Below are 10,779 nucleotides of genomic sequence, written 5' to 3'. Positions count from 1 at the left end.
GTTAGAGGCTGGCTGACTCTACGACCTTAATCCAGCCGTGTTCGCTTTCCAGCGGCTGGCCGTTGAACCAGCGGCGCAGCACGTTCAGCGCCATCATGGCGCAAACTTCCTGGCGTATTGCCAGCGCGTGGCGGCTGGTGCCAAACTTCACGCCCAGGCCAAAAGTGCCGTCTGGCGTGGAGAGCGCAAAATTTATCTGCTGACCTTCTTCGCCAGAAATCACCAGGGCCAGATCGCTCTGTTGATTCAGGCGCCATTCTGCGCTGGACGCTAATGCTTCAGCCAATGTTTCAGGTGCCTGCGGTAAAACGCGGCTCGCCCGGAGCACGGCCTGCGCCCGGTTTAACTGCAGCGTCAGCAGGCCTCCGGTGAACTGTTCGCTCACGGCCAGAGTCAGGGAGCGTTCGCCCAGGCGGCGCGCTATTTGTGCTGGAAGCCCTTCGGTGCCCTCAAAAATCAGACTCTCACCTGCCACGCGGCGGACTTCCGGCCAGACGGCCTCCATCGCTTCACGCTGGCTCGCCGGGCCGGTAAGTTTAAGCTCAATGATCGGCATCGATGAGCGATAGCCCATCACCACGCCCTTCGGCAGCGCCAGCGGATCAAGCGATTGCGCCAGCTCGCTCTCTGAGCGTCCAAAAGTCGTTAAACGCAGGCATATCGGCGGTTCAGGGAGGGTAAAACGTTCACGCAGCCGGGGCATGATTTGTTTGTCCACCATAGCCTTAAACTCTGACGGTACGCCGGGAGTGAAAAACATCAGGCAGCGGTTTAAGGTCAATGCAAAGCCGCAGGCGGTGCCGACGGGATTGTCGATCATTTCACTGTTAGCCGGGATTTGCGCCTGCTTGCGGTTACTCGGCGCCATCACACGCCCGCGCTCGGCAAAAAACTGCTCCATATAGGTTAACCATTCCGCGTGCTCGACCAGCTCAACGCCCGCCGTCGTCGCCGCCGCCAGCGCGCTTAAATCATCGCTGGTTGGTCCCAGGCCGCCGTTAACAATCAGCACATCCGCTTCGTGGCTGCGCTCTTTCAGCACGGCAACCAGGTCAGGCAGACTGTCGCCGACCGTATTGCGGCGCGACATGGGTAAACCCTGGTGAAAGAAATAGTCGGCAAGCCAGGCCGCATTGGTATCGGTAATTTGCCCGTACAGCACTTCGTCGCCGGTGGACAGCATTTCTACTTTTAACATCTTTTACTCCGCAGCAGGGGAACGCCCCACTATAGCGCAGGCACCAAAGAACGGCAGACATAAAAAACGCGGCTAAAAGCCGCGCTTAGACTACTGACCAACCTCTGGGCATAGAAAAAACGCCAAAGGATTCGTCAAAAAACGGAAAATCAATTCATTGATTTTCGGCTGATAACCGCAAAGAGGGAAAAACCACGCTTTTTTCCTCTTTGTCTGCAACATTAACGCGGCTAAAAGCCGCGTTAAGGGATTAGAAGCTGGCGCTCACGCCCACATACGGACCGTCGGCCACGGTGTCGGTACGATCGCCGTCTTTGCCGCCAAGGCTAATATAGCGGTAACCCACTTGCGCTGAAAACGGACGCATAAAGTTCCAGCTTGCACCGGCGCTGGCCTCTTTGTAGTCCTTCACGCTGCTGGACAGAGAGTCCGGGGAATAGTAGTAATCGCCAAAAATGGCAATGTCAGAAGTGATTGGCCATCTCAAACCGCCACCCGCCGCAAGCGCATAACCTTCTTTGCGATCTTTTGCGTGCAGGTAAACGCCACGACCGCCTACGGTTGCCATCATCGGCCCCAGAGGAATATTAAAACCGAGGCCAAGGCCTACGGTATCACCGTTGTCGTCGTTATGCGCATAGTTACCGGTTACCGCGATGCCGCTGCTTTCGGTGCCAAAACCCACGCCGAGGTTAGTGTATTCTTTGCCGACTTCAGCACTCACGCCAATTGCGCTGGCGCCTGCGGAAACCAGCAGCAAACCCGCGCCGCCGGCTAAAAGTAATTTATTCATTCCTTGGTTCCTGAAAAAGAAAAAGGGCTGCCCTTAAAAATGCCATTGGATGGCGTGGCGCATTATCTTATTAACGCGCTAGAAAATGCCAATATTTCCTTGATTGTAAGAAAATGAAAAGACGCCTTTTTGTGTGACAAGATCAATGCAGCCGGGTAGCGCGAAATGACACATTGAGCAGGTGAATAATAAACACAGTAAAAAAGTGGATTTAAATAAACGCTTTTTTACTGTGAAACCTGGCTCCCAAGGAGGCATTAATGAGCAAGAAAGGACTAACAACCGGCGCAGGCGCTCCCGTTGTAAACAACAACAATGTTGCTACCGCAGGCCCGAGAGGCCCGATGCTACTTCAGGACGTCTGGTTCCTTGAAAAACTCGCCCACTTTGACCGCGAAGTAATCCCTGAGCGCCGCATGCACGCTAAAGGCTCCGGCGCGTTTGGTCATTTCACCGTGACGCATGACATCACCCGCTACACCCGGGCAAAATTATTCTCAGAAGTCGGCAAAAAAACTGAGCTGTTCCTGCGTTTTTCCACCGTGGCCGGTGAGCGCGGCGCGGCGGATGCCGAACGAGATATTCGCGGCTTTTCCATGAAATTCTATACCGAGGAGGGCAACTGGGACCTGGTGGGCAACAACACGCCGGTGTTCTATCTCCGTGACCCGCTGAAATTCCCCGACCTGAACCACGTCGTCAAACGCGATCCACGCACCAACCTGCGTAACCCTACGTATAAATGGGATTTCTTCTCGCACCTGCCGGAAGCCCTTCATCAGTTGACCATTGATTTCAGCGACCGTGGCTTACCGCGCTCTTATCGTCACATTCACGGTTTTGGCAGCCATACCTTCAGCTTTATCAATAGCGACAATCAGCGCTTCTGGGTGAAGTTCCACCTCAAATCCCAGCAGGGTATTGAGAACCTGATGGATGATGAAGCCAGCCGTCTGATTGCAGAGGACCGCGAAAGCTCCCAGCGCGATCTGTACGAATCCATTGAGGCCGGTGATTTCCCTCGCTGGACGTTGTTCGTGCAAATTATGCCGGAAGCCGAAGCGTCAAAAACGCCGTACAACCCGTTTGATCTGACCAAAGTCTGGCCACACGGCGACTATCCACTGATAGAAGTGGGCGTGCTGGAACTGAACCGCAATCCGGAAAACTACTTCTCTGACGTTGAACAGGTGGCGATGTCCCCGGCCAACGTCGTACCGGGCATTGGTTTCTCACCCGATCGCATGTTGCAGGGTCGCCTGTTCTCCTACGGTGACGCACACCGCTACCGCCTGGGCGTGAACCATCATCAAATTCCGGTGAACGCGCCAAAATGCCCGTTCCACAACTACCACCGCGACGGAGCCATGCGGGTGGACGGCAACAGCGGCAATGGCGCAACCTACGAGCCAAACAGCTTTAACGTTTTCCAGGAACAGCCAGATTTCAGCGAGCCGCCGTTGAGCCTGGAAGGCGCAGCCGACCACTGGAACCATCGCGAAGATAGCGACTACTTCAGCCAGCCGCGCGCGCTGTATAACCTGCTGAGCGATGAAGAGCATCAGCGTATGTTTGTGCGCATTGCGGGTGAGATGAAAGACGTCCCGGAAAGCATTCAGAACCGTCAGATTTGCCTGTTCAGCCAGGTACATCCTGAATACGGTGCCGGGGTAGCGAATGCACTTCAGGCACTGAAGAACAATAAGTAATACCTTGCAGGGGTTATGCCCCTGCAACCCACTCTATCAGCCTGCGGCGGGAGATTTTAATCCCGCCCTGTTTTAACTCCTGAGGCAGCGCCAGCCAGCGCACGGGCCGCTGAAAACGGGGCAGTTTTCCGTCAAGCCAGGCGGCAATATCGGTAAACTCACATCCTGCATTTATCTCAACCACGGCGACCGGTCGCTGGCCAAACTCAGCGTCGTCCACCGGTACAACAAACACCTGCTTAACTGAGGGATGCTCGGCGATAACCCGCTCAACCTCTTCCGGCTGGATGCCCTCCCCGCCGCTGAAAAACTGGTTATCAAGACGCCCGACAATCGTCAGGCGGCCCGAATGCAAAACGCCCCTATCGCGGGTAGCAAACCAGCCCTGTTCATTCACCAGAGGAATAAGTTGCCCGTCCCGCCAGTAGCCGCTGGCCAGGCTATTCGCCTGTATCCACACTTCTTCATCGACGATTTTTACCTTCCGGCCTGGCAATGGAGCCCCCACATCTGGCTGACCGTCGGCGCGTTTGGCGCAAACCGTAGAGGCCAGCTCGGTGAGCCCATAACCACACCAGCAACGCACTCCACGTGCTTCCGCCTGCTGCGTCAGTTCAACGGGGATAGCCGCCCCGCCAAGGAGCACTTCACGCAACGCCAGAGGTTCCTGTTTTTCCAGCAGCCGCCACAGTTGTGTGGGCACTAATGACGCGTGGGTACAGCCATGCAACGCCTCGTTTATCGATTGCGCGCTTGATATCGCCAACTGGCCGCCGGCATACAGCCAGCGCCAAAGGATCCCCTGCCCGGAAACGTGAAACAGCGGTAAAGATAAAAGCCAGCTATCGTCGGGGCCGTAATGCATCATAGCCAGGACACCCGCCGCGCTGGCAAGGTGGGCCGAGAATGTATGCACCGCTGCTTTGGGTAACCCGGTTGAACCAGAAGTCAGCGTCATGGAAGCCAGACGCATCGGCTGCCAGCTTTCGTGCCAGGAAAGTGCACTAGTCAGCGATAATGGAACCACATCCGGCAGAGGTTCGCTGTCGGTCAAAGTTAACCCGTAGCTCAGCGTCATCGACGGTAAAAGCTGCGCCAGCAAACTATCAGGCAACTGAGGATTTAACGGCAGAATGCGCGCCCCACACTGCCATAACGCCAGCCAGGCGAGCAGCGTTTGCGGGCCATTTTTCGCTTTAAGCGCAACGCCATCGCCTTCTTTTACTCCTTGCTGGCGAAAACCTCCCGCCAGCGTATCCACGCGCTGGCACAGCGTTTGCCAGGTTAATAGTTCATCGTCGAGACGGAGCGCAACACTTGTGCTCCTGGCATCGGCCCAGTGACGCCACGGCCAGTCGGGAAAGGTCATCGAATACGCTCGAGTCCGTCCACGGTAACACACGGCAGAGGGCTGCCGGGCCAGCTGCGCTCAAGCTGAGACTGCATCAGGGATAAAGTATCCAGCCCAGGCAGGGTTCCCGGCGTGAGCCAGGCGGCGATGCGGGCCAGTTGAGTCAAACCGAGGCTGGACTCAATGGAGGAACTGATCACCGCTTTCAGCCCCAGACAATGTGCCGCCGCAACCTGCTCACGCACTTTATCCAGGCTGCCGGTAAGCGTCGGTTTAATCACCACTGCTGAAACGCCCGGCTCAGCGGTGAAAGTAAAATCAGACTCCCGCAGGCTTTCGTCCCAGGCAATTGCAATCCCCGTTTCGCGGCAGAACTCTCGGGACTGCTCGCGGGTTTTGCACGGTTCTTCGATAAAATCGATGCGCGAGCGGTGATCCGGGTTGACGTATTTAGCGAACTGCTGCGCTTTGAGCGGGGTCCAGCTGCGGTTAGCATCCAGACGCAGACGAAGTTCAGGCACGGCTTCAAGCAATAAATTAACCACCATGCCATCGCGAACGGCCTCGTACAGCCCCACTTTCACCTTCGCGATTTTTTCGCCCGACATTTCTGCCAGTGCCAGGATCAGCTCGTCGGGGTCGCCGGTGCACAGCGGGGCGGCGCGGTAGTCAGCGGCCTGTGGCAGCGTACCTTCAGCCTCAGCCAGCGCACAACTCAAGCCAAAAGCGACCGACGGCAACTCGGGTAACGGAGTCGATTCATCTGCCAGCCATTGTTCAAGCCAGCGGTCGACCTGCGCCTGAGCCTCCGCGAGTGTTTCCTGGCTAAATCCCGGCAGAGGGGAAATTTCGCCCCATCCGCTGCGTTCGCCCACTGTCAGGCGCACCAGAAGCCCATCTCTAAATTTGAGACGCTGGTCGCGAAGCACTACGCCAGCCTCCATCGGGATTTGAAAGCGCCACAGCGCCGCGCTGCGCATCACGGATTCCGTTTAAATTTGCTGAAGTCCGGCTGACGCTTCTGGTTAAACGCGTTGCGCCCTTCCTGGCCTTCTTCGGTCATGTAGAACAGCATCGTGGCGTTCCCGGCCAGTTCTTGCAGCCCCGCCTGACCGTCGCAGTCAGCATTCAGCGCCGCTTTCAGGCAACGCAGCGCCATCGGACTGTTCTGCAGCATTTCACGGCACCAGCGAACCGTCTCTTTTTCCAGATCGGCAATCGGTACAACGGTATTCACCAGGCCCATATCCAGCGCTTCTTTCGCATCGTACTGGCGGCACAGGAACCAAATTTCGCGAGCTTTTTTCTGGCCGACAATACGCGCCATGTAGGAAGCGCCCCAGCCGCCGTCGAAAGAACCAACTTTCGGGCCAGTCTGGCCAAATACGGCGTTTTCCGCCGCGATAGTCAGGTCACACATCATGTGCAGCACATGGCCGCCGCCGATGGAGAAACCCGCCACCATCGCCACAACTGGCTTAGGGCAGGTGCGAATTTGGCGCTGGAAGTCGAGCACGTTCAGGTGATGTACGCCGCTTGCGTCCTGGTAGCCGCCGTAGTCACCACGCACTTTTTGGTCACCGCCCGCACAGAAGGCTTTTTCTCCTTCGCCGGTCAGAATAATGGTGCCAATGTTGTCGTCATAGCGCGCATCGGCCAGGGCATTGATCATCTCTTTGACGGTCAGCGGACGAAACGCATTACGCACTTCCGGGCGGTTGATGGTGATTTTGGCGATACCGTCGCTGGATTTGTGGTAGCGAATATCGGTGTAACCTTCGGAGCAATCCAGCCATTCAATCGGGGCATAAAGCATTTGTTCATCAGGATAAATCATGAAAGATCCTTACAGGTCATATTGACGAAAGAGGGTTAACAGAGCGGAACTAAACGCGGCGGGGGCTTCACGGTGGGCGTTGTGTCCTGCCCCGGAAATAAGAGCCAGGGAACAGTTAAGCTCGGCGGCAACTGCGCGAAACTTTTCGTCTCGTTCACCGCAAATAAAATGAAACGGCACGGCTAGCTGGCCAAGTGGCTCACGTAAATCGGGCTGTCGGGAAAGCGACGTTGCCTCAAGCATCCGGGCTAGCGTCTCGGGATTGTTTTGCGCACGCAGGGCGACTAAGTCAGTGCGTTGCGCGCGGCTGAGGGAACGGAAAACAGGCTGCTGATACCAGTCGTTCAACACGGTCTGGATATCTTCGTGCATCAAACGCTGCGCCCAGCGGGCATCGTTCAGCGCTCTCGCCTCGCGATCTGCCCCACTTATCAGGCCAGGATGACTGCCTTCTACCACCAGACCACGCAGCCCTTTCGACTCAGCCTGACTGACGTGATACATCGCGATGCGCCCGCCCAGGGAGTAGCCCACGAGCCAATAGTGATTTATACCGTGATGCTTGAGGGTATTTCGTAACGCGTTATCAACCTCGGCAAAACTCTGCACGTGAAGATCGGTGGAACCACCGTGGCCGGGCAGGTCCATGCACAGCTGCGGCCAGTCGGAAAAGTGCGGCTTAATCGCCTGCCACTCATGATGGCTACCAAGAAAACCGTGCAGCCAGACTATGTGTGGCAGAGTTGAACGGTGGCCCGAATGCGGCGCGGCATGAAGGATCATGCCTGGCTAACCAGGGCCAGCAAATGCTGCAGCGTCTGAGCGCCGGCGGTTTCCGGCACGCTAATTTCAATCACCGTCGCGCCAGGGCGCAACCAGGCCCGACGAACGGCCTCTTCAAGCGCCTGCCAGTTTTCAGGGTTCTGATACCCCAACTCAAACATGGCGGCTGCGTGGGAGAAGTTCACGTTTTGCGGCATACAGTAAAAACGCTCACGCTCTTCGGCAGGCGTCGGCAAAAGTGAGAAGATCTGGCCACCGTTATTGTTGACCACCAGCAGCACAAACGGTGCCGAGGCGTGACGCAGCAGTGCAAGGGCATTAAGATCATAGAGCGCCGAAATGTCGCCGACTATCGCGAGCGTGGAGCGCGCCGTTGCCCGCTGAACGCCTGCGGCGGTTGACAGCAGGCCATCAATGCCGCTCGCCCCTCGATTGCTGTACACCGGATACCCCACGGGAAGCTGGGCAAAAGCATCTATCAAACGCACAATTAAACTGTTGCCAACAAACAGCTGACCGCCTTCCGGCAGCAGCTGTGACAGGCGCTGGGCAACCTGTGCCTCACCAAATTCTCGGGTTCCTTGCTCAACCTTTTCCAGCGTCTGCCAGGCCAGAGACGTTAGCGCTTCGGCCCAGGGCAGGCGTTTTTCTGCCGGATGTTTTTCCAGCCAGGCTTCAACGCTGGCAACCAGACGGCGGCCACGGTGGTTGGCAGGATCGAGACGCCCGGGCTGCTTGTCCACCAGCCAGTACTCTTCCGGCCTGCAGGCGGCCTGCCACTGAAGAACCCGTTTTCCGGTCAGACTGCCGCCAAACTGGATGACAATTTGCGCCTGTTCAAGACAAGTCACGGCCTGGCTATTGCTCAGCCACAGATCCGCACACGGCAGAGGCTGTCCGGTCTGTGAAAGCACATCGCCGATAAGCGGCCAGCCAAGCATTTGCGCCCAGGCCGCGACCTGCTCACCTTCGCTGGCAGAAAGCCGTCCGGCCACTACCACGCCGCGTTTTTGCCGCCAGAAGAACCAGTCTCTTTGCTTCGGCACGGCATTGTCGTGCACTTCACGCAGCCAGGGCGTGTTGCCTTCCCACCAGCCTTCAAGCTGGTTTTGCCAGTCGACGCCGGTATCGTCCGGCGCGCCATAAAGTGGCTCAGCAAAGGGGCAATTGATATGCAGTGCGCCCCCGTTGAGCTGGCCGACGGCGCTGTCAATGGCAGAGACCAGCCAGCTGGCGTGAATATCATGCGTTGGGCGAGGCAGATTGAGTGCAGCGGAAGGATGGGAGTTAAACAGTCCCGGCTGGCGAATCGCCTGGTTCGCACCACAGTCGATAAGTTCGGGCGGGCGATCTGCCGTCAGCAAAATCAGCTTTTCGCCGGTCAATCCGGCTTCTATCACGGCGGGATAAAGATTGGCCACGGCGGTGCCGGAGGTGACAATGATTGCCACCGGCTCGCCGCTGGCCTTTGCCAGCCCAAGCGCCAGATGGCCCAGGCCCCGTTCATCAAAGTGAGTATGGCAAATGAAACTGCGGTTTTCCGCCGCGCTGAGCGTCAGCGGCGTGGAGCGGGAGCCGGGCGCGATACACACATGCCGCACCCCATGTCGGGTTAATGCTTCGAGTATGACGCCCGCCCAGCGGCGGTTAAATGAGCTTATCGACATAATATTGTCCGCAGTCAATTTCGACTTTCGATTATAAATACTATGGCAAGGGTTAAATTGATTTGCGTCGTGAATAGCTTATTCAGTTACCACTGCCGATCAGTAACGTCTTCAAACCGGCCGCTTTGTTTTCAATTTCCTGCCACTCTTCTGCGGCAACCGAGCCGGCGACAATGCCCGCCCCGGCATAAAGACGAACGCCGGTATGGCTCACTTTTGCCGAGCGCAGCGCCACACAAAACTCCGTTTGATGGCGGGACAGATAACCCGCCGAACCTGCGTACCATTCACGCGCAAAAGGCTCATTCGCGGCAATAAATGCCCGAGCCAGCTCACGCGGTAACCCCGCCACGGCGGCGGTAGGCTGCAGCTGTTTAAGGCAAAGCGCATCGTCCTGACGCTTCAGCTGCGTCCAGATGCAGCGACGCAAATGCTGCACTTTGCGCAGCCGCATAACCTGCGGCGGCAACACATCCAGTGCACCAACCGCAGCCTGTAAGCGCTGGCAGATGTCTTCGACCACCAGCATATTTTCACGCTGGTTTTTGTCATCTTTCAGCAGCCACTGGCCTAGTGTAGCGGCCTGAGCATCGTCCGGGTGGTTAGCTACCGTTCCGGCCAGGGCCTCCGTTCGCAGCGCATCGTCGATTCTTCGCCACAGGCGTTCCGGGCTGGAGCCAAGAAAGGCATTTTTCGCATCAAACGCCATCAGGAAATGGTAGCAGTTCAGGTTCACCCGGCGGCTGGCGGCCATGAATCCTGCGGCAGAAACCGGGGAAGAAAACGCCAGATCGGTGGCCCGGGCGAGCACGACTTTATCCAGCGCTTTCTGGCTGATGGCGCCGACGGCCTGATCCACCAGGCGGTTCCATTCGGGCTGCTCCGGCAGATGGCTTTCACCCAGGCATTTGAGATTGAGCTGCGGGAGAAGTTTCGCCGGCAGAAGCTGCTCAATAAAAGCCGCAGCCGCCAACGCATCCTGCTTCAAGGAAGTTTCGCTGTACAGATGCAGCCAAAGAAACGCCTCCCCCCCTACTCGCCGCCATTCCAGCCGCGAGAGAAAAAGAAAACCGTGGGACGGATCAAAGGCATTTAATCCCCAGACGCGCAGGAAAGGCTGTTCCGGGTGGGACTGCAGAAAAGCCTGGGCGTCTTCCAACGCAGAAAAACTCAGCAATGCCCCCAGGGCAGCCACTTCTTCGTTACCGTTACGCTGCTGCCAGTAAAATTGGGGATAACGTGACTGAGCCGTGAGCCAGGCGAGAGGATCGGAGGCGTCACTCAGCGTGACCGGCACGCACAGGCGCTGAAGGCCCGGCTTATCCGCAAATTCCCCTGCTAATTCCTGCTGCATTTGCTGCAGTGCGACGGCTACTGAATTCACGTTTACCTCACGCCCCGTAAAAACCCCTGATTATACGTGGTCGTTCCCACAAAAAAA

General features: G+C 57.1%; 9 protein-coding genes. 1 reads left to right on the top strand and 8 read right to left on the bottom strand.

From position 1 onward, the window contains the following. Position 1: 1 nt before the first annotated feature. Positions 2-1,198, bottom strand: a complete 1,197-nt coding sequence (locus WFK85_RS04165; RefSeq protein ID WP_336706934.1) for a nicotinamide mononucleotide deamidase-related protein YfaY — start codon at positions 1,196-1,198, stop codon at positions 2-4. 250 nt (positions 1,199-1,448) lie between these two features. Continuing rightward, the gene (locus WFK85_RS04160; RefSeq protein ID WP_008459823.1) at positions 1,449-1,991 is read right to left on the bottom strand and encodes a YfaZ family outer membrane protein; all 543 of its coding nucleotides are present in this window, start codon (positions 1,989-1,991) and stop codon (positions 1,449-1,451) included. 260 nt (positions 1,992-2,251) lie between these two features. On the opposite strand from WFK85_RS04160, the gene katA reads away from it, so the two are divergent. Continuing rightward, entirely contained in the window at positions 2,252-3,700 is a 1,449-nt protein-coding gene (gene katA / locus WFK85_RS04155) for a catalase KatA (RefSeq protein WP_166990966.1), read from the top strand. Between the two features lie 13 nt (positions 3,701-3,713). Here katA and menE read toward each other — a convergent pair whose 3' ends face one another. From menE to menF, 6 genes are all read right to left on the bottom strand, one after another. Next, positions 3,714-5,069 carry an o-succinylbenzoate--CoA ligase gene (gene menE, locus WFK85_RS04150; RefSeq protein WP_336706931.1) on the bottom strand — a complete coding sequence of 452 codons (1,356 nt, stop codon included), beginning with the start codon at positions 5,067-5,069 and terminating at the stop codon, positions 3,714-3,716. Then, entirely contained in the window at positions 5,066-6,031 is a 966-nt protein-coding gene (gene menC / locus WFK85_RS04145; RefSeq protein ID WP_336706930.1) for an o-succinylbenzoate synthase, read from the bottom strand. Before menC ends, menE begins: the two co-directional genes overlap by 4 nt. Then, positions 6,031-6,888 (bottom strand): 1,4-dihydroxy-2-naphthoyl-CoA synthase, encoded by an 858-nt coding sequence (menB, locus tag WFK85_RS04140; protein ID WP_008459804.1) that lies wholly within the window; start codon positions 6,886-6,888, stop codon positions 6,031-6,033. Before menB ends, menC begins: the two co-directional genes overlap by 1 nt. 9 nt (positions 6,889-6,897) lie before the next feature. Further along, positions 6,898-7,671, bottom strand: a complete 774-nt coding sequence (menH, locus tag WFK85_RS04135; RefSeq protein WP_336706928.1) for a 2-succinyl-6-hydroxy-2,4-cyclohexadiene-1-carboxylate synthase — start codon at positions 7,669-7,671, stop codon at positions 6,898-6,900. Beyond that, entirely contained in the window at positions 7,668-9,338 is a 1,671-nt protein-coding gene (gene menD / locus WFK85_RS04130) for a 2-succinyl-5-enolpyruvyl-6-hydroxy-3-cyclohexene-1-carboxylic-acid synthase (RefSeq protein WP_008459800.1), read from the bottom strand. The genes menH and menD overlap by 4 nt, the downstream gene beginning before the upstream one ends. 82 nt (positions 9,339-9,420) lie before the next feature. Further along, entirely contained in the window at positions 9,421-10,722 is a 1,302-nt protein-coding gene (gene menF / locus WFK85_RS04125; protein WP_336706926.1) for an isochorismate synthase MenF, read from the bottom strand. Positions 10,723-10,779 lie beyond the last annotated feature (57 nt).

Origin of the sequence: Cedecea sp. VD22, assembly GCF_037150195.1 — a bacterium.
Classification (GTDB): domain Bacteria; phylum Pseudomonadota; class Gammaproteobacteria; order Enterobacterales; family Enterobacteriaceae; genus Cedecea.
This window is presented reverse-complemented; position numbering and strand designations above follow the sequence as displayed.